We start from the raw sequence: 18633 nt of genomic DNA, 5'->3' as shown, positions 1-18633 counted from the left end.
ATTTGTTGTAATGAGTGTTTGAGCTTAGAGTCCATAAAACTTGACTCTAAACTAAGGTTAATCAGTCTAGAGCCTCTTGATACGGATCAAAACAAGGCGGTTTTATGTTCACTAAGCCAGCAAGATAAGACAGAGTTCACACTTTAACCACATCGAGATAGTTAGACTTATTTTTCAGCAATCCAGTTTGCTTGAATCGCCTCAAGCACCCTTTCATTACAATGATTTGGGTCGTCATCAAAACACTCTAGTTCTAATACCCACTCACTAAGATCGGTGAAACGTATTTTTTCAGGCTCGATATCTGGATACTTATCTATTAATTGCAGCGCAATTTCTAGTGAATCAATCCACTTAAGTTTCATATTAGCTCTCCTTTCCGCTTTAATTGAGTATAAAACATCGATAGCGACTCGTTGGTGAAATACCTATGACTGGTTAACACTCAATTGAATAATACCAATCAGTATAAGAGGTTGGTCTACTCAGAGCGTTTTTAGCAAACTAATTCAAGGCGAATAGCTGAAAGAATAGTTGCTCCCTTGTGAGGTTGTTCAATGCAGAATTAGGCAGCCAAAAAGCTCTAGAATGGTGAGTTTTACCGACTCTGACGCTGTGACTCTTAAGGAACAAAAGAGAGCTTAACCCTAGAACAACTATGCTCTTCACTCGTTGCAAACCACATGGTCTTGTATGATCCCGACATACATAAGCCATTTCCTCCCCCCTTGGAGGTCTGATGTACTGAATGTCATTAATGGACGACTATATAGATATAGGAGGCACGAGACCAAGGATGGTCGAAGGTAGAATAATCCAGGAGCGATTATCGAGGGTAACGCAGAAGCTGTTACCGAGGATCATTTTATGACCTTGTCTCAGAGCCGATAAACTCTCGCTGAGCGACCAAATATTTATACTGATTGGTATAAGAAGTTAGCGTAGTTATAAATCACTGCTTACCTAAAAATTTATCTAATCCAGCAAAAGAATAATTAATGATTATCCCACTCTACCGAATCCAATGTTTGAGAGTTTAGGGTCGTGTCCCGTCCTGAAATAGGTTGACGGTTTTTACTAGACCAGTAGCTTCTGCTGCTGGTCTTTTTTATGCACTTGATTAGGTGTTTTCATACCCAAGCTTAAGTGCGGTCTCAGCTCATTGTATATAAAAATTGACTCCTCAACGAGTTGCTTTAACTCATTAAGGTTGCAGCAAGGAGATAATAGAAACTCTTGCTTTAATATCCCATTTATACGTTCTGCTAGTGCGTTTTGGTAGCAGTCATATCCATCGGTCATTGATGCGCGGATGTCACTTCTTTGCAACGCTAACTGATAAACGGCAGAGCAATACTGTAACCCTCTGTCTGAGTGATGCACTGCTCGATGTTGATACTGCCGATTACTTATCGTCATTTCTAACGCTTTGACTACGTCTGTAGCTTTCATTTCATTACTTAATTCATATCCCATTATTTTACGACTGAACGCGTCAGTTACCAATGATAGATAATGTATGCCTTGCTCTGATTGCACATATGTTATATCACTAACAAACACCTCTTCAGGTGCTGTTGGCACTAACTCTTTCAGTAAATTTGGATGTTTCTTCATCCAATGTTTACTGTTAGTCGTCTTGGTATAATTACGCTTAGGTTTGACTAACAAGCCTTCACTTTTCAAGTAACTAAAGAAGTTATCGCGCCCAAGTTTAATCCCTTTCTCGATGAACTTAGGTTTAAGTAAAAAGTAGAGTTTCTTGCCACCAATCCGAGGCATAAACCGACGGATATCTAGTATCATCGCTCTTACAGGGGCTAACTCCATTGCTCTACAATTCGCTCTTCGTTCTCTTTGATAGATAGCTTGTCTTGTTATACCCAGAAGCTTACAAGCGCGATTTAAGCTCGTTACTTTCTGTTTTTGAAGACTTCTCGCTCCCTGGCTAAGTACTTTTTTCTAAGGCCAGCTCCATATTCTGCATCAATAATATCAACGGCTTCATTGAGTAATAGATTACGTAAGTGCTCATCTTCCAGCTCTTTTTCAAGGCGCTTAATCTTTTGAGCTGGGGTTTCTTTAGCTTTAGTTGTTTTTGGCATAGTCATTCTCACTGGTTGAGTCCAGTCCATCTTACCGTGCTTTCTAAGCCAAGTAAGTACCGTGGAGCGACCTTGGATGCCATAGGTTGTTTGAGCTTGTTTATAAGTCATATCGCCTTTTTCTACGGCAGCTACAACTTGTAATTTAAAGCCTAACGAATAATCTCGCTGTGTTCGCTTAACGCGGGCTGGTATTGGTGTAGTCATTATAAAGTCCTAAATGTGTAAACACATTTCAGGACAAGACATCGCAAACAAAAAAGCCAGTAGACTTAGCTACTGGCTTTTACAACAAAACGTTTCACGCAGAGAGAAGCTTTTAGCCTTCGCTCACCATATTAATCGTGTATTTAGGGATATCAACGACAATATCTGAAGCTGGCACTTTTGCTTGACAAGAAAGACGGCTTTCAGGCTCTAAGCCCCAAGCTTTATCAAGCATATCATCTTCAAGCTCATCACTTTCTTCTAGCTCGTCAAAGCCTTCACGGATCACGACGTGACAAGTAGTGCAAGCACATGATTTTTCACATGCGTGCTCGATATGTATACCGTTACGCAGTGCAACGTCTAAAACAGTTTCGCCTTCGTTTGCCTCTACAACAGCTCCGTCTGGGCATAATTCTTCATGGGGTAAAAATACAATTTGTGGCATAACCTTACCTATATATTGTCAACCGACTGCCCTTTTAGAGCGAGTCGAATTGAATTATCCATACGCTTAGCAGCAAAGTCCTGCGTCGCTGTATCTAATACTTCTATAGCCGCTTCGATAGCATCGGCATCGTCTTCGCTAGCAATCTGTGCAAGCGATGCCATATTGGCTTCAATAACGCCTCGCTCATCAACAGACAGCAAGTCACTATCTTTACTTAACGCTGCGTTTAATGACTCAAGCACGCGAGCGGCTTCAACTTGTTTCTCGGCCAGCATACGGCGAGTAATATCCTCTTTGGCATTTGCCATTGAGTCTTTTAGCATGCTACCAATTTCTTCATCGCTTAAACCAAATGATGGCTTAACCTGAATACTTGCCTGAACACCCGTCGACTTCTCCATGGCTGTTACACTTAACAAGCCATCAGCATCCACTTGGAAGGTCACTCGAATATGCGCCGCACCAGCCGCAAGCGGTGGAATTCCCTTTAAGGTAAACCTAGCAAGTGAGCGACAATCTGCCACTAACTCACGCTCACCTTGAACCACATGGAATGCCATCGCAGTTTGCCCATCTTTGAAGGTGGTAAACTCTTGCGCTCTGGCTACTGGGATAGTGGTATTGCGGGAGACAACTTTCTCAACTAGTCCGCCCATGGTCTCAATACCCAATGACAGCGGGATCACATCGAGCAATAACAAGTCAGACTCTGGCTTATTACCGACTAAAATATCGGCTTGAATGGCGGCGCCAATGGCAACTACGCGATCAGGGTCAATAGACGTTAGCGGGGTCTTCCCCATGAAGCTTTCAACTTCTTGGCGTACTAAAGGCACACGTGTCGAGCCGCCGACCATCACGGTTTCCAGCACTTCGTCGTTACTCACGCCAGCATCACGCAATGCGCGGCGACAGCTACTGATAGTCTTTTTAACTAACTTAGCTATTAAGCTATCAAACAGCTCACGCGTAACCGTTAACGTCAGTTTTGTACCAGCATCATCAACCACTGAAGCCGTCGTCTCAGCAGACTCTGTTAATGCTTCTTTTACGCGTCTCGCTTCAATTTGCATTTTACGGTTCATACTGGCGCTAGCAGAGCTAACCTGCCATTGCTCGGCGAAATATGCTTGCAGCATATGGTCGAAGTCATCTCCACCTAAGGCTGAATCACCGCCGGTAGCTAACACCTCAAACACGCCTTTGTTCAAACGTAAAATTGAAATATCAAATGTGCCGCCGCCTAAGTCGTAGACTGCAATCACGCCTTCTTGGCCTGAGTCTAAGCCATAAGCAATTGCCGCTGCAGTCGGCTCGTTTAACAGGCGTAACACTTTAACGCCTGTTAAGGATGCTGCATCTTTAGTGCCTTGACGTTGTGCATCATCAAAATAAGCAGGAACGGTGATCACCACACCTTCTAGCGTGCCACCTAACGTCAACTCAGCTCGTGCCACCAGCGGCTTTAAGATCTCTGATGAAATCTGAACCGGATTAACTTTGCCGCTTGGAGTAACAAAAATGGGTAAACCGTTTTCACTGGCTTCGAAAATGTACGGCAGAGTCTGATCGCCCGACTGAATATCTTCGAGACTACGACCCATAAAGCGCTTAATCGACACTATGGTATTTTGTGGGTCTTGAGCAGAGAATGCTTCCGCTTCACGGCCAACTAAAACACTGTCTTGGGTATATCGGACGACAGAAGGCAATGAATGCTGTGAATCTTCATCGGGTAAAGTATTCGCCACGCCGCTACGTACCGCAGCAACAAGAGAGTTAGTGGTGCCTAAATCAATCCCGACTGCGAGACGATGTTGGTGGGGAGCAGCGCTCTGTCCAGGCTCTGCTATCTGCAAAAGTGCCATATATATCCAACTTAAAAAAATGTTGGCTCAATGTCTTGAGCCAACAGTATTAAAAATTAAGACCGTTGACTAATCTAAGAGTGCGTCTTCCACTCTGGTCAACTCATCTTGTAATTTTGCCATAAACTTAAGTTTACGAATTTGATCTGCCGCCTGCAAATGGTCTGCTTCAAGCTCACTCACCAGCAAAAGCTTTAACTCTGCAGTAATGTGCTTAGCGTATTGCTCGAAGGAATCGTAGAGCTCGGCAATCTCAGAGTCGGGATCATCGCTATGCTTGATCTCTTCAAGTGACTCTCGCCAATCCATCTGCTGCATTAAAAATTGAGTATCTTTCAATGTGGTAGATTCGTGGCTTAACTCTAGCCCTTTCAACGCAAGCAAATGCTCGGCTCTTTGAATGGGATTTTTGAGTGTTTGAAAAGCATCATTGATTTGTGCGGTACGCTGCACAGAAAGACGTTTATCTTGCTCACTTGCGTTAGCAAATTTGTCAGGATGAACCGCCCTTTGCAGTTCGCGGTAGCGATCTGCAAGTAAGGCGGTGTCGACATCATAGGAAGGAAGTAAACTAAACAGCTCGAAATAATTCATAGTTTAACTTTTAATGGCTTATACGGTAAAACTCTCACCGCAGCCACATTCACCTTTCGCATTAGGGTTATTAAATTGGAAACCTTCGTTTAGACCTTCTTTTACAAAGTCCAACTCAATCCCTTGAAGATAGATAAAGCTTTTGGCATCAATGATGATTTTTACACCATCGACATCATAAAGCTCATCGTCGTCATTAAGATCATCAACAAACTCCAGTACGTAAGCCATACCAGAACAACCTGATGTCTTAAGCCCTAGACGTAATCCCAGACCTTTGCCACGGCTAGCTAAAAAACTTCTAACTCGGTCTGCCGCGGCGGGAGTGATACTAATTGCCATCTTAACTCCAGGTATTACTTAGATTGCTTTGTTTTGTACTCATCTAGAGCGGCTTTGATCGCATCTTCAGCCAAAATCGAACAATGGATTTTAACTGGTGGCAATGCTAGCTCTTCTGCAATATCAGTGTTTTTAATTGCTAGCGCTTCAGCAACTGTCTTGCCTTTTACCCACTCAGTTACCAGCGAGCTAGAAGCGATTGCGCTACCACAACCGTATGTCTTGAACTTAGCGTCTTCGATAATACCGTTATCGTCGATGCGCAATTGTAGCTTCATTACGTCACCACAAGCTGGTGCACCAACCATGCCAGTCACAACTGACGGGTCGTTTTTATCAAACGAACCGACGTTACGCGGATTTTCATAATGATCGATTACTTTTTCGCTATAAGCCATGATACTACTCCAATTTATCTATTCGTGAATTAAGTTAAGGTTAGTGATGTGCCCACTGGACAGAGTCCAGATCGATACCGTCTTTGAACATTTCCCAAAGCGGAGACATCTCCCTTAAATTACCAATAGATTCTTTAATCGTTTCTATTGCATGGTCGATCTCTTCATCTGTCGTAAAGCGACCGATTGAGAATCGAATTGAGCTATGAGCCATTTCGTCATTTAGACCAAGTGCACGTAGAACATAACTTGGTTCAAGACTTGCTGAAGTACATGCTGAGCCCGATGAAACCGCTAGGTCTTTCAGTGCCATCATCAATGATTCACCTTCAACGAAGTTAAAGCTCACGTTTAAGCTACCGCAGGCTCTTTTTTCCACGTCACCATTAATATAGGTTTCTTCGATGTGATTGATGCCGTTCCATAACTTATCGCGTAAACGACGAATACGTTCGTTATCAACTTCCATATCAGCTTTAGCAATAGCAGCAGCTTCGCCCATACCCACAATTTGGTGAGTCGCAAGAGTACCACTACGCATACCGCGTTCATGTCCGCCACCATGCATTGCTGCTTCTAGGCGAATACGCGGCTTACGGCTGACATAAAGCGCACCGATACCTTTAGGGCCATACATCTTGTGCCCAGAGATAGACATTAGATCAACTTTTGTCGTTTGCACATCGATAGGTAATTTACCCGCGCTTTGCGCCGCATCGACGTGGAATATGATTTTACGTGAACGACAAAGCTCGCCGATAGCATCGATATCTTGAATAACACCAATCTCGTTGTTCACTTGCATGATGCTCACTAAAATTGTGTCTTCACGCATAGCGGCTTCAATCATAGATACAGGGATCAAACCACTTGGCTCAGGCTGAAGATAAGTCACTTCATAACCTTCACGCTCAAGTTGGCGACAAGTATCTAATACGGCCTTATGTTCAGTCTTGCTAGTGATGATGTGCTTACCCTTCTTATGGTAGAAGTGAGCAACACCTTTAATTGCAAGGTTGTCAGACTCTGTCGCACCTGAAGTAAACACGATTTCACGCGGGTCGGCATTAATCAGCTCTGCAACTTGGTTACGAGCGATATCGACAGCTTCTTCAGCTTGCCAACCGTAACGGTGAGAACGAGACGCTGGATTGCCGAAAATGCCGTCCATAGTCAGGCATTGCATCATTTTCTCTGCGACACGAGGGTCAACCGGCGTCGTCGCAGCATAATCTAGATAGATAGGTAGCTTCATCACACACTCCGTACTTTGTAGCCTCTAATGGAGGCCACTTAACAACGTACAAAAAATAATTTTTATATTCATAACAAAAGCTATTAAATACTTAGCCTTTGTTCCTGCTGCAATTTATCCTGTTTAACGGAGATAAACTGCACATCTCTTTTATGCATCAATCCTGCTAATGATATGCCATTTAAGAAATCAGAAATCTGACTACTTAAATCTCCCCAGAGAGAATGGGTTAAACATCGTGTTCCACTCTGGCAGTTACCTTGACCTTGGCAGCGTGTTGCATCAACAGACTCATCAACCGCACGTACAACCATCCCAACGGAAATATCGCAAGCATCTGTCCCAAGGCGATATCCACCACCTGGGCCACGTACGCTTGAGACCAAGCCGTTTTTTCTGAGTTTTGCGAAAAGTTGTTCGAGGTAAGATAGAGAGATCCCTTGGCGCTCGGAAATATCGGCCAATGGTACAGGACCATTGGTTGAATGCATGGCAACGTCTAACATTGCAGTTACTGCGTACCGACCTTTCGATGTAAGTTTCATGGCTACTACGTCTCCCAAAAAAGCATAAGCTAATTTCAACATACCCGACTATTTTAGTCAAGTATAAAGCCTAGCAATTCGGTCAAGTATTAAAAGGATCATGACAGGTTAAATACCCTGTCATTTTGCTGGGGTATTTAACCTGTTTATTAGGCAAGATTCAATGGCATTTAAGATTTTAAACGCACATTATTCTAGATAATGGGATCAAACTCATCTAAAGACTTCTGACGTTTCTGCGCTGCCGCATTTTCTGCATCACTAAAGTCTTCAACATCAAGCTCTGGCAGCTTCTCAGTACAGACACTTCCGCCCAAAGTTTGTACAGCCTGACAGACCTCTTGCACTTTTGAGTCCATTAGATGCATATGATCTAGCATCTGGCCAATGGCATTGGCAACCGGGTCTGGATTGTCTGGCGATACCGCATAGGCATCGAAACCATATTTCTTGGCCATTTCGGTGCGGCGCTGAGACGTTTCTTTTGATTGTGCTGATGGCGTAGCCACCACGCGGCCAGGAATACCCACTACAGTGGTGTCGACAGGGACATCTTTAACTACCACTGAGTTAGAACCCACCCGGGCACCATCATTCATAGTGATTGGACCTAAGATCTTTGCCCCTGCACCAATCACCACATTATTACCTAATGTGGGATGACGTTTACCCGACTGCCAAGTCGTACCACCTAGGGTGACACCATGGTAAAGGGTGCAATCGTTACCGATCTCTGCGGTTTCACCGATCACAACGCCCATGCCATGGTCGATAAAGAAGCGATCGCCTATGGTTGCACCTGGATGGATTTCAACCCCAGTTAACCAACGAGAAAACGTCGATAAACATCGTGCCGAAAGTCGCCAATTTCTCACCCAGAGTTTATTACTTACTCTGTGTATCCAAATCGCCTGCATTCCTGGATAATTGAATAGAATTTCAATGGTTCCATTTGCGGCTGGATCTCTATGGTAAATAGAGGCTATGTCGTCTTTCAGTCTTGCGATAACACCCATTTAGCTACTTCCTTTGCTTAACGCTGTTTACTTATCTTTAGTCTCACTTTTAGCGACGACTTTATCAATCGAGGTCAATATACCGCGCAAGATATTCATCTCTTGGCGTTCAATTCGGGTACGGCTAAATAGGCGACGTAACTTAGTCATTATCTGGCCAGGATGGTTTTTGACGATAAAGTTTGTCGAAAAAAGCGTATTCTCTAGATGCTCGAAGAAATTCTCACGCTCTTTTGATGATGGAAAGTCTTCTTGAGCCTCTTCACTTTCTGTTTCGATCACAGCTTCTGCAGAGTTTTGCACTTGAGCAAGATGTGCCACTCGCGCCTCATAACAGATAATCTGTACCGCTTGGGCCAGATTCAAAGAAGTATATTCAGGGTTTGCCGGAATAGCGACGTGGTAATCACAGCGCTGTAGCTCTTCATTAGTCAAACCGTTATTCTCACGACCAAATACAATCGCCACAGGGCCATTAAGCGCAGAACCCACTAGCTTCTCACCCGCTTCACGTGGCTCAAGCATTGGCCAGTCCAAAGTGCGACTACGAGCACTGGTTGCGATAACAAGGCTACAATCGGCGATGGCTTCTTCTACAGAGCTAACGGTAATAGCATGTTTAAGAATATCTGAAGCACCAGCGGCTAACGCAATAGAGTGGCCATCTGGCTCAACCTTTGGCTCTGCCAAATATAAAGTGGATAACCCCATGGTTTTCATAGCACGGGCTGTAGAACCTATATTCCCTGGATGGGAAGTACCGACAAGAACGACGCGAATATTGCTGAGCATGAAACTACTTAATTTTTGAGAAAACACGTGACAAGATGTTACCACAGGCGACTCATTTTGCTTATACAAAAATCAGCATTTGATATAACCGTCAAATAGAGTATAATCCGCCTCCGATAATTTATATCCGTTCTTTTACATCCAGGGGATTTGCAATGCTTCCAATGCATACTATTGCTGTGCGCGCTGCTCGCGCTGCCGGCCAAACTATTCTGCGCGCCTATGCGGAACTAGACCGAGTTGAAGTTACTTCAAAAGGTGTTAACGACTACGTCACTAACGTAGACAAGGAAGCTGAAGCTGCAATCACGTATCAGATCCGTAAATCTTACCCAGACCACACAATCGTTTGTGAGGAAAGCGGCGAGAATAAAGGAACAAATAAAGATTACGTTTGGATTGTTGACCCACTGGATGGCACTAATAACTTCGTTAGAGGTATTCCTCACTTTGCAGTTTCAATTGCGATGCAATTCAAAGGCAAAACTGAAGTCGCTGTTGTTTACGACCCAATCCGTGATGAACTATTCTCTGCTGTACGTGGTAAATTCGCTAAGCTTAATGATTTCCGCATCCGTGTTGCGAACAAAGAATTAAGCGAAACAATCATAGCTACAGGTTTCCCATTCAAAGCTAAGCAGCACACTGAAACTTACATGAAGTTGTTCGCAACTGCATTTACTCAATCTGCTGACGTACGCCGTGCAGGTTCAGCTGCACTTGATCTAGCATACCTTGCTGCTGGCCGTGTTGATGGTTTCTTCGAAATCGGTCTAAAGCCATGGGATATCGCTGCTGGTGACCTAATCGTACGTGAAGCCGGTGGTACCGTTACTGACTTTACAGGTAACCACAACTACCTAGTTTCAGGCAACATAGTTGCAGGTACTCCAAAGACGACAACTGCACTAGTTAAGTCATTCCGCCCATTATTGAGCGAAGCACTTAAGCGTTAATTTGCTTAAGACATTCAAAAGCCGCCTTTATAGGCGGTTTTTTTATGCCTGTTATCCTGAGTCTGTTAATGATACCAATCAGTATAAAGATTTGATCGCTCAGCGAGAGTTTAGCGGTCCTGAGGCAAGGCAGCGAGTGAAGAGCATAGTTATTCTACGTTTAAGCTCGTTAACACAGCATCAGAACCGCTAAGACTCGCCTGTAAGGAGTGTTTTTGGCTGCCTAATTCTGCGTTGAATGAACTCATAAGGGAACAACCATTATGTCGTCCATTCACCTTAAATTAGTTTGCCAAAAAGCACTCTGAGTAGCTCAACTTCTTATACTGATTGGTATGAGCCCCCCTCCTCTATTCAAGCTGTTACAGTGAAAAATATAATAACACCCTGTATTACAAGTTATTGCTATGCTTAATTAAGGTTGAAAACAATCGCTAGCCGTGTGTAAATTCCTCTATATGATTGAATATTTGCTTCTTGAAGAGAAATTATCAAACGTAATTGTGAATAACGTCACACAGCGAACATCACAATTCTTCAATTTACTGGTACCCTTTATCAAACGACTGCATTAGGGAACATCATGGATAAAATGTATCGAAAATATGGCATTACAAGTATCAAAGCCATCGAACATCTAGTATTGATTATTATTGCAATTGCCACTGTTGTAGCAATTGGCCAAGAGATTAAACACATTTTTGATGTCGGTGCTGTTACGCTAGCCGATCTCTTATTATTGTTTATTTACCTCGAAGTACTGGCAATGGTGTCGCATTACGCTGAATCTGGCAAACTGCCAATCCGTATGCCACTTTATATTGCCATCGTCGCACTGGCCCGATATTTAATCTTAGATATGAAGGCAATGGATGATTGGCGAATTATTGCGATATCGCTATCGACTCTCACACTTGCCGCGACGGTGATAGTGATCCGTTGGGGGCAGCTGAAATTGCCTTATCCGCGCCCTAAAGAAGACGATCTATAACGACTACGCCCGAAGTGTTCACTTCGGGCGTTTTTACTACCTGCTGCTCCGCCACTTCTACTCAAATAACCAAAATTGTCTTTTTAATCCTTCCTCTGAGTAATTTTAACTTTTATTGTCCTGTTAAGAGCTTTAAGCTATTTCAATCAACTAATACCAGTCAGTGTAAGAAGTTGAACGAAGTTATGGCGCTAAACCGAATAAGGGACTAACAGTATGGAAAGCTATCGGGAAGAAAGACGCAACTCAGCACGAGTGGATATGGAAGGCGAATCAGTTGTTATTGCCGTGCAGAGTGATGTAGATACCATCACCAAACCTGCTAAAGCCATCTGTATCGACCTATCTCGAAGAGGGGCACTATTAAAGTGCCAACAAAACATGCCATTAGGAACCTTAATGACAATTACCTTTAACGCCAATCAAGACAATGAAAATACCGTTAAAGGACAAGTCTGCCGTTGCGCTCGCCTTAATGAGTCTAGCTTCCATGTTGCGCTTCAGCTCATATAAATATGATAAAAAATAAAGCCTGCAGATGCAGGCTTTATTTTTACTGTATTCAATAATTCCAATCAGTATAACTAGTGACTGCAAATTCTATCTGCAGCCGTTTCGATACCGTCTTCGGAGTGAATAAACTTACCTTTCTTCTCTAGAAAAGCAATCAACTCATCGGCATCCATCTCTTTTGCGGAACAAGTGTGAAAACGCGCCTGCTCACCAAATTCTTTATGCATAAGCGATTTGAGCGCCTCTTTAGTTAGAGATTGCCCGTGCGCAAGCATAAGTTCCATTACCTGATGACCATGAATCGAATCTGACATATTGCCTCTATTAATAAGCTGTATATTTTAAGCAACTTTATACGCTATCCATAGGCTCAAAACTTTGATCTGCTTAGCAGTCGCGTCATTATCCATAATTTTTTGTAGGAAACTAGCCTAGATGCGCACTATATTAAGCATTTGATTAAGCTTGTGCTAAGCCACTCTTCTAAAGTGAGTCTTCCATGTCCCTAATATTATTACTAACACAACAGATGAGCCTCTACATGGTGATTGTCTACCTTGTTAGTAAAACACCACTCTTTAAAGTCTTTACCGAAGCTGCGACCCGTCTGCCCCATAAAGTTTATATCTACTTCATCTTCTCTAGCTTTTGTATCATGGCGACCTACTTTGGTGAGCAGACCAATGATGCTATTGCCAATACTCGGGCTATGGGGGCTGTACTCGGTGGGTTACTCGGAGGGCCTGTCACTGGATTTTTAGTTGGATTAACCGGTGGGCTGCACCGCTATAGCATGGGCGGCTTTACCGATTTGGCCTGCGCTATATCGACAACCCTTGAAGGCTTATCTGCGGGCATGGTGAGCTATTACCTACGCCGAATCGGCCAACAAGAGCTGATCTACTCGCCATTAATGGTCTGCATGGTTACCTTTGCCGCCGAAGTCATGCAGATGCTAATTATTCTAACTGTCGCTAAACCGTTCGGTGATGCCTGGGTCCTTGTAGAGCAAATTGCTCTACCTATGCTAGTCATTAACTCTATCGGCGCGGCGCTATTTATGAGTATCATTCGCGATCAAAAAGCCATGTATGACAAGATGTCATCGGTATTTTCGACTCAGTCATTAAGGATTGCAGAGCGCAGCGTGGGCATTTTATCGACGGGCTTTAACGAAGAAACCAGCAAACAAGTCGCGCGGATAGTCAAAGAAGAGACCCAAGTCGGTGCAGTGGCAATAACCGACACTGAAAAGCTACTCGCCTTTATTGGTATTGGCGACGACCACCATATCGCCGGCACACCGATCTCATCCAAAATCACCCAAGATGCCATTGAGCAAGACAGAGTCATGTTCGCCGATGGGGTCAACATGCCCTACGCCTGCTCAATTTCAGGCAATTGTCAGCTAGGATCAAGTTTAGTTATCCCCCTGCGATCCGACGCTGAGGTGATAGGTACTATTAAACTATACGAGCCCAAGAAAAAGCTATTTTTGAATATTAACCGTACCTTAGGCGAAGGCCTGGGCCGCCTATTGTCGAATCAGATCCTCTATGGCCGATTTGCCGCTCAACAAAACTTACTTACTCAAGCAGAGCTAAAGCTCCTGCAAGCCCAAGTTAACCCGCATTTTCTGTTTAATGCCTTAAACACTATTGCGGCCATTATTCGCCGAGATCCCAACACCGCGCGCCAGCTTATTCAAAATTTATCGCAGTTTTTAAGGATCAATTTAAAGCGCACCACAGGCCTAGTCACACTCGCCGATGAGTTAGAACACATAGATTCATACCTGACGATTGAGAAAGCCCGCTTTATTGATAAGCTAACGGTCCATATCGATATTCCAGAGTCGCTATTGCACAGCAAGCTTCCGGCCTTCACCCTGCAACCCATTATTGAGAATGCGGTCAAACACGGCACCTCGAACATGCTAAGCTCTGGTGTGATCACAGTTAAAGGTGAGCAACTAGCCGATGAGACTTTACTTCTATCAGTCACTGATAATGCAGGCCTATATAAGCCAACAACGAACAGCGAAGGCTTAGGCATGAATATTGTCGATAAGCGTATTCAAAATATGTTTGGTCAGCAGTTCGGCATAGCTATAGATTGTGAGCCTAACCGCTACACGACAATCAGTATCCACCTACCAATAACGGGAAATTAAACCTTGATTAGCTGCATCATTATTGACGATGAACCTTATGCCAGAGATGAGATTGCAATCTTACTTGAGAACGAACCCGATTTCGAAGTTCTGGCCCAATGCAGTAATGCGGTAGAGGCGATACAAGCGATTACCAAGTTAAAGCCTCAGCTTATTTTCTTAGATATTCAGATGCCGAAGATATCGGGACTTGAACTCGCCGCGATGCTAGATCCCGAGCACTTACCACGCATAGTGTTTATCACAGCGTTTGATGAATATGCAATTACAGCATTTGAAAAACAGGCTTTTGATTACCTATTAAAACCTATTGATGACGCGCGCTTTGCCAGCACGATAGCCAGACTGCGCAAAGACTTAACCCCGAAGATATTAACACCTATTACGGCAGTAAATCTGGCACATATTCCCTGCTTCTGTGGTAACAAATTAAAGGTTATAGCAACTGAAGCCGTGCAATATGTCTATAGCGATGTAAGTGGTGTACATGTGGCGACGGACAGTGAATTAGTGCACACTCATATGACATTAAGAGTGCTAGCAGAAAAAACAACACTTATCTATTGTCACAGGCAGTACTTAATTGCCCCAGCTGCCATTGCTGAAATTGAAATTCAAGATGGAGGCGCAGAGGTGACAACCCGCTCAGGCGCTAAGGTTCCAGTTTCTAGACGTTACTTAAAACAACTAAAGCAGCTATTTGGGTTTCAATAGGCTGGGGCCCCATAAACTGACGTCCCAACAGCTCTAAAAAGTTCAACCGCTAAGGACAGCATATAACCGCTGACCTTAGCTATTTGACCGCTTAGCCATTTGCCACTTTCCCGTTAAATAAATACGTTTACACTCCCGAACATTCTAAGTTTGGAGAGTTATTTATTATGTCGTGGTTTTTCCTTTGTGTCGGTCTGTTGATCGGTGGCTACTTTATTTATGGTGCATTTGTAGAAAAAGTTTTCGGCATCAATGCCAAGCGCCAAACCCCCGCTTTTACAAAGACAGACGGCGTCGATTACGTTCCTATGTCAAAAGGTAAAGTGTACTTAATTCAGCTACTCAACATCGCAGGTGTGGGCCCAATCTTTGGTCCAATCCTTGGTGCACTTTATGGCCCAGCGGCCATGCTATGGATCGTACTAGGTTGTATCTTCGCAGGTGCTGTCCACGACTACTTCTCTGGTATGTTGTCGGTTCGCAACAACGGCGAGTCAGTGCCAAGTCTTGCTGGTAAATACTTAGGTAAAGGCGCTAAGCACTTTATGAACGTGTTTGCTATTATCTTACTGCTGTTAGTTGGTGTGGTATTTATCTCTGCTCCAGCGGGCCTTTTAGCTAAGCTAACAGGTTGGGATTTGAGCATTTTCGTTGGCATTATCTTCTTCTATTATTTAATTGCGACTATCGTACCTGTAGACAAGATTATTGGCCGCCTCTACCCGTTCTTCGGTGCATTATTAGTGTTTATGTCGGTTGGTTTAACCATCGCATTAATCGTCTCTAGTGAGCACAGCTTATTGCCTGGCGTTGAAATCGGCGACTTCCTAACAAACCTTAACCCGAATGACATGCCACTATGGCCAGCGCTATTCATCACTATTGCTTGTGGTGCGATTTCAGGCTTCCATGCAACTCAGTCACCGTTGATGGCACGTTGTGTTGAAAATGAATCAAATGGCCGCTTTGTGTTCTTTGGTGCAATGATTGGTGAAGGTATTATCGCGCTTATCTGGTGTGCTATTGCATTATCGTTCTTTGGCGGTGTTGAAGGTCTAAACGCAGGTATGGCGGGTAACCCTGCAAACGTGGTTTATGAAGCATCTACTGGTCTTCTAGGCGCTGTAGGTGGTTTCCTGGCGGTATTAGGTGTAATCGTATTGCCAATTACCTCTGGCGACACGGCTTTCCGTAGTGCGCGTTTGATTTTAGCTGAATTCTTCAAAATGCCACAAACTGAGCTACCAAAGCGTTTGATGTTTGCTATTCCACTGTTTGCAGCTGGCGCAGTATTAACTCAAGTAGACTTTGGTGTAATTTGGCGCTACTTCGGCGTGGCAAACCAAGCGACTGCTGTAATGATGTTATGGACTGCGTCTGCTTACCTACTGCGTCTAAACAAGTTCCACTGGATCTGTACGATTCCAGCCATGTTTATGACCACAGTTGTGATTAGCTTTATGCTTAGCTCTCCAACTCTTGGCGCTGGTCTACCAATAATGTTATCGACAATTGCGGGTATCGTATCGACCTTAGTGATCACAGGTTTGGTGATGATTAGGACCAAAGGCAAAGGCGAAATTGAAGCCGTAGCTGAAGAGTCATAACCTGCTAGGTTTTACACAAACAAAAAAGCCAGTCTAATGACTGGCTTTTTTTACGTGTTAAAGTTGCGGCCTATACAAAACCATTACCAAAACGCTATTTATCGCCTTTTAGTAGCTCAGGCTCAACTAATACACTATTGTCGTTATCTGAGATCCAGATCTGCCCTTCACAGATATTAAACTGCAAAGACATATTGCGACCGACCAGCTGCCCCATGGCTTTAACTGCGTCTTCTGGAATATTCCAAATCGTTAAATTGTCATAACGCTCAAGTGCAGCTTCATTTTGCTTCCACCAAATCGGTACGCTGCGACCACCATAAGTGATCAATTGCACTTGTTTGGCACGACCGCACGCTTTACGCAGCCATTTCTCATCACTTTGACCGAATTCAACCCAGAGGTTAATTTCATCTGATAACGATTTATCCCAAAGCTCGGGTTCATCATCGACGCAAAGTCCTTTACTAAACGTCAGAGAATCACTGGCATTCATGGCAAAAGCAAGGAGTCTCACCATCATACGTTCATCGGTTTCTGATGGGTGCTGAGCAACCGTTAATTGATGATCTTGATAATAGCCACGATCCATATCTGCGATTTGGATTGCGATTTTGTATACGGTAGCTTTCTTAGCCATTAGTGTTTTTCACAAGAGGATTTGCGCCAAGTTTACCTCAATTTAGTGGCGCAACACATAATCACGTCACTAAAAAGTAAATCGACTGGTTAGTATGATACCAATCAGTATAAGAAGTTGATCTACTCAGAACGTTTTTGACAAACTAATTCAAGGCGAATAACTGAAAGAATGGTTGCTCCCTTGTGAAGTTGTTCAACGCAGAAGTAGGCAGCCAAAAACGTTCCAGAATGGCGAGTTTTAGCGGCTCTGATACTGCGACTCTTAAGGAATAAAAGGGAGCTTAAACCTAGTTTCACTATGCTCTTCACTCGTTGCAAACCACATGGTCTTGTATGTTCCCGACATACATAAGACATTTCCTCCATCCTTGGAGGTCTGATGTGTGAATGTCATTAATGCACGACTATATGGATATAGGAGGTAGAGTAACGCAGGAGCAGTTACCGAGGAGTATTTAATGACCTTGTCTCAGTGCCGCTAAACTCTCGCTGAGCGACCAAATCTTTATACTGATTGGTATGAGCTAGAAGCTACCAGCTTGTAGATATTTGGCCTTTGGGAATCGCTTAGCGAGATAAGTTATATCATCAAGCTCACCGTACACTAGGCATGACTCTCCTTCTGCTAATTGCTGGGCTATAGTCGCCTCATCAAAACAATCACTAAAGCTTGCATCCCTTCTTAATAACTCATTAAGTTCAAAGGGAATGGCTAACCGTGAATAAGTTACTTCAATTTTTTGTAGATAAGGCATGGCGCCAATAGGGAGTAAATCGACTGCGGTTGATGAATCAATTAACAGCAGCTCACCGTTCTGTTTTTGCATTAGAAAACTGGCGTCATAGTGGCTTTGTGTATTCTCATCAAACCGAGAGTCATTACGGCTGAAAAACTGCTCCCAAAACACCCTTCTGTGTTTAAACACGGGTAACCGCTGCTGAACCTCTTGACGACGCTCAGCAATAAAATCGAAGAGCGGCGTTATAGACTGTGGTAACCAAGATTCAAGTCGAGCCCTGAGTTCGCGAGCATAAACAGGGGCCGCGCCCGCTGTACTGATCGCAATCTGTAAGCGGCCTCTATCGACTATTGAAGGGGTAATAAAACGGCAGTACTTTGGATTATCGACCACATTTGCCCAAACTCCCTGCTCTTTGGCGATACCAGCTAAGCGCTCATTAAGGCGCTTATCCGCAGTGCAGAGATAAACGAGATCATACCCCTGAATATCTGTGTCACTCACGGCTCGCTGCTCAAGAGTAATACGACTCTGCTTTACATAATTGAGCGTATCAGGGCAAATATCGACAGCGATGACATGAATACTCGCCTCTGTGCGACTAAGCAAGTCGAGCTTGCGGCTGGCAACATCACCCGCGCCAACAACAAGCACCTTAAGTGAATGGGTATCAACAAACAGCGGAAAATATTGCATTGAGCAGTTACACCTTTTCGAATAATAA

20 protein-coding genes are annotated in these 18633 nt (G+C 43.8%); 6 read left to right on the top strand and 14 right to left on the bottom strand.

The features are described 5' to 3' along the window. Positions 1-167 precede the first annotated feature (167 nt). The 11 genes from iscX to trmJ form a co-directional block, all read right to left on the bottom strand. Entirely contained in the window at positions 168-365 is a 198-nt protein-coding gene (gene iscX, locus SPEA_RS07925; RefSeq protein WP_012154745.1) for a Fe-S cluster assembly protein IscX, read from the bottom strand. A 712-nt stretch (positions 366-1077) separates the two neighbouring features. Continuing rightward, a protein-coding gene (locus tag SPEA_RS22710; protein ID WP_086024287.1) for an IS3-like element ISSpe1 family transposase occupies positions 1078-2312 on the bottom strand; the annotation gives its coding sequence in 2 pieces (ribosomal slippage) (positions 1078-1955 and positions 1955-2312; 1236 coding nt in all). A gap of 112 nt (positions 2313-2424) precedes the next feature. After that, positions 2425-2760: an ISC system 2Fe-2S type ferredoxin gene (gene fdx, locus SPEA_RS07910; RefSeq protein ID WP_012154744.1), complete on the bottom strand. Its 336-nt coding sequence runs from the start codon at positions 2758-2760 to the stop codon at positions 2425-2427. A gap of 8 nt (positions 2761-2768) precedes the next feature. Then, the gene (gene hscA / locus SPEA_RS07905) at positions 2769-4631 is read right to left on the bottom strand and encodes a Fe-S protein assembly chaperone HscA (protein WP_012154743.1); all 1863 of its coding nucleotides are present in this window, start codon (positions 4629-4631) and stop codon (positions 2769-2771) included. A gap of 69 nt (positions 4632-4700) precedes the next feature. After that, positions 4701-5225: a co-chaperone HscB gene (gene hscB / locus SPEA_RS07900; RefSeq protein WP_012154742.1), complete on the bottom strand. Its 525-nt coding sequence runs from the start codon at positions 5223-5225 to the stop codon at positions 4701-4703. Positions 5226-5243: 18 nt separating this feature from the next. Further along, complete coding sequence (gene iscA / locus SPEA_RS07895; protein WP_012154741.1) at positions 5244-5567, bottom strand: iron-sulfur cluster assembly protein IscA; 324 nt, start codon at positions 5565-5567, stop codon at positions 5244-5246. 14 nt (positions 5568-5581) lie between these two features. Beyond that, the gene (gene iscU / locus SPEA_RS07890; protein ID WP_012154740.1) at positions 5582-5965 is read right to left on the bottom strand and encodes a Fe-S cluster assembly scaffold IscU; all 384 of its coding nucleotides are present in this window, start codon (positions 5963-5965) and stop codon (positions 5582-5584) included. Between the two features lie 40 nt (positions 5966-6005). Further along, the gene (locus tag SPEA_RS07885; RefSeq protein ID WP_012154739.1) at positions 6006-7220 is read right to left on the bottom strand and encodes an IscS subfamily cysteine desulfurase; all 1215 of its coding nucleotides are present in this window, start codon (positions 7218-7220) and stop codon (positions 6006-6008) included. 83 nt (positions 7221-7303) lie between these two features. Then, complete coding sequence (iscR, locus tag SPEA_RS07880; RefSeq protein WP_012154738.1) at positions 7304-7765, bottom strand: Fe-S cluster assembly transcriptional regulator IscR; 462 nt, start codon at positions 7763-7765, stop codon at positions 7304-7306. A 194-nt stretch (positions 7766-7959) separates the two neighbouring features. Then, complete coding sequence (cysE, locus tag SPEA_RS07875) at positions 7960-8781, bottom strand: serine O-acetyltransferase (RefSeq protein ID WP_012154737.1); 822 nt, start codon at positions 8779-8781, stop codon at positions 7960-7962. A 27-nt stretch (positions 8782-8808) separates the two neighbouring features. Continuing rightward, the gene (gene trmJ / locus SPEA_RS07870) at positions 8809-9573 is read right to left on the bottom strand and encodes a tRNA (cytosine(32)/uridine(32)-2'-O)-methyltransferase TrmJ (protein ID WP_012154736.1); all 765 of its coding nucleotides are present in this window, start codon (positions 9571-9573) and stop codon (positions 8809-8811) included. 155 nt (positions 9574-9728) lie between these two features. Here trmJ and suhB point away from each other — a divergent pair, with 155 nt between their 5' ends. The 3 genes from suhB (at position 9729) to SPEA_RS07855 (ending at position 12033) form a co-directional block, all read left to right on the top strand. Next, positions 9729-10529, top strand: a complete 801-nt coding sequence (gene suhB, locus SPEA_RS07865; protein ID WP_012154735.1) for an inositol-1-monophosphatase — start codon at positions 9729-9731, stop codon at positions 10527-10529. 583 nt (positions 10530-11112) lie between these two features. Then, entirely contained in the window at positions 11113-11520 is a 408-nt protein-coding gene (locus SPEA_RS07860; RefSeq protein WP_012154734.1) for a phosphate-starvation-inducible protein PsiE, read from the top strand. A 216-nt stretch (positions 11521-11736) separates the two neighbouring features. After that, complete coding sequence (locus SPEA_RS07855) at positions 11737-12033, top strand: PilZ domain-containing protein (RefSeq protein ID WP_012154733.1); 297 nt, start codon at positions 11737-11739, stop codon at positions 12031-12033. Positions 12034-12104: 71 nt separating this feature from the next. Here the strand turns inward: SPEA_RS07855 and SPEA_RS07850 are convergent, their stop codons facing one another. After that, positions 12105-12347 (bottom strand): YecH family metal-binding protein, encoded by a 243-nt coding sequence (locus SPEA_RS07850; protein WP_012154732.1) that lies wholly within the window; start codon positions 12345-12347, stop codon positions 12105-12107. 185 nt (positions 12348-12532) lie between these two features. On the opposite strand from SPEA_RS07850, the gene SPEA_RS07845 reads away from it, so the two are divergent. The 3 genes from SPEA_RS07845 to SPEA_RS07835 all read left to right on the top strand — a co-directional run bounded on the left by SPEA_RS07845 (position 12533) and on the right by SPEA_RS07835 (position 16527). Continuing rightward, the gene (locus SPEA_RS07845; protein ID WP_012154731.1) at positions 12533-14206 is read left to right on the top strand and encodes a sensor histidine kinase; all 1674 of its coding nucleotides are present in this window, start codon (positions 12533-12535) and stop codon (positions 14204-14206) included. A 3-nt stretch (positions 14207-14209) separates the two neighbouring features. Beyond that, entirely contained in the window at positions 14210-14920 is a 711-nt protein-coding gene (btsR, locus tag SPEA_RS07840; protein WP_012154730.1) for a two-component system response regulator BtsR, read from the top strand. Between the two features lie 167 nt (positions 14921-15087). Beyond that, positions 15088-16527 carry a carbon starvation CstA family protein gene (locus SPEA_RS07835; RefSeq protein ID WP_012154729.1) on the top strand — a complete coding sequence of 480 codons (1440 nt, stop codon included), beginning with the start codon at positions 15088-15090 and terminating at the stop codon, positions 16525-16527. A gap of 94 nt (positions 16528-16621) precedes the next feature. On the opposite strand, the gene SPEA_RS07830 is transcribed toward SPEA_RS07835, so the two are convergent. Next, entirely contained in the window at positions 16622-17167 is a 546-nt protein-coding gene (locus SPEA_RS07830) for a YaeQ family protein (protein WP_012154728.1), read from the bottom strand. Positions 17168-17693: 526 nt separating this feature from the next. Then, positions 17694-18605 (bottom strand): precorrin-2 dehydrogenase/sirohydrochlorin ferrochelatase family protein, encoded by a 912-nt coding sequence (locus tag SPEA_RS07825; protein WP_012154727.1) that lies wholly within the window; start codon positions 18603-18605, stop codon positions 17694-17696. Positions 18606-18633: the final 28 nt, after the last annotated feature.

Origin of the sequence: Shewanella pealeana ATCC 700345 (assembly GCF_000018285.1) — a bacterium.
Taxonomy (GTDB): domain Bacteria; phylum Pseudomonadota; class Gammaproteobacteria; order Enterobacterales; family Shewanellaceae; genus Shewanella; species Shewanella pealeana.
Note: the sequence above shows the minus strand (reverse complement) of the source record. Positions and strands in the feature narration are given on the sequence as shown.

What these genes read in the sequence shown, in the direction of transcription:
- iscX (WP_012154745.1), bottom strand. Translation starts at nt 365, where the DNA reads ATGAAACTTAAGTGGATTGATTCACTAGAAATTGCGCTGCAATTAATA.
- fdx (WP_012154744.1), bottom strand. Translation starts at nt 2,760, where the DNA reads ATGCCACAAATTGTATTTTTACCCCATGAAGAATTATGCCCAGACGGA.
- hscA (WP_012154743.1), bottom strand. Translation starts at nt 4,631, where the DNA reads ATGGCACTTTTGCAGATAGCAGAGCCTGGACAGAGCGCTGCTCCCCAC.
- hscB (WP_012154742.1), bottom strand. Translation starts at nt 5,225, where the DNA reads ATGAATTATTTCGAGCTGTTTAGTTTACTTCCTTCCTATGATGTCGAC.
- iscA (WP_012154741.1), bottom strand. Translation starts at nt 5,567, where the DNA reads ATGGCAATTAGTATCACTCCCGCCGCGGCAGACCGAGTTAGAAGTTTT.
- iscU (WP_012154740.1), bottom strand. Translation starts at nt 5,965, where the DNA reads ATGGCTTATAGCGAAAAAGTAATCGATCATTATGAAAATCCGCGTAAC.
- SPEA_RS07885 (WP_012154739.1), bottom strand. Translation starts at nt 7,220, where the DNA reads ATGAAGCTACCTATCTATCTAGATTATGCTGCGACGACGCCGGTTGAC.
- iscR (WP_012154738.1), bottom strand. Translation starts at nt 7,765, where the DNA reads ATGAAACTTACATCGAAAGGTCGGTACGCAGTAACTGCAATGTTAGAC.
- cysE (WP_012154737.1), bottom strand. Translation starts at nt 8,781, where the DNA reads ATGGGTGTTATCGCAAGACTGAAAGACGACATAGCCTCTATTTACCAT.
- trmJ (WP_012154736.1), bottom strand. Translation starts at nt 9,573, where the DNA reads ATGCTCAGCAATATTCGCGTCGTTCTTGTCGGTACTTCCCATCCAGGG.
- suhB (WP_012154735.1), top strand. Translation starts at nt 9,729, where the DNA reads ATGCTTCCAATGCATACTATTGCTGTGCGCGCTGCTCGCGCTGCCGGC.
- SPEA_RS07860 (WP_012154734.1), top strand. Translation starts at nt 11,113, where the DNA reads ATGGATAAAATGTATCGAAAATATGGCATTACAAGTATCAAAGCCATC.
- SPEA_RS07855 (WP_012154733.1), top strand. Translation starts at nt 11,737, where the DNA reads ATGGAAAGCTATCGGGAAGAAAGACGCAACTCAGCACGAGTGGATATG.
- SPEA_RS07850 (WP_012154732.1), bottom strand. Translation starts at nt 12,347, where the DNA reads ATGTCAGATTCGATTCATGGTCATCAGGTAATGGAACTTATGCTTGCG.
- SPEA_RS07845 (WP_012154731.1), top strand. Translation starts at nt 12,533, where the DNA reads ATGTCCCTAATATTATTACTAACACAACAGATGAGCCTCTACATGGTG.
- SPEA_RS07835 (WP_012154729.1), top strand. Translation starts at nt 15,088, where the DNA reads ATGTCGTGGTTTTTCCTTTGTGTCGGTCTGTTGATCGGTGGCTACTTT.
- SPEA_RS07830 (WP_012154728.1), bottom strand. Translation starts at nt 17,167, where the DNA reads ATGGCTAAGAAAGCTACCGTATACAAAATCGCAATCCAAATCGCAGAT.
- SPEA_RS07825 (WP_012154727.1), bottom strand. Translation starts at nt 18,605, where the DNA reads ATGCAATATTTTCCGCTGTTTGTTGATACCCATTCACTTAAGGTGCTT.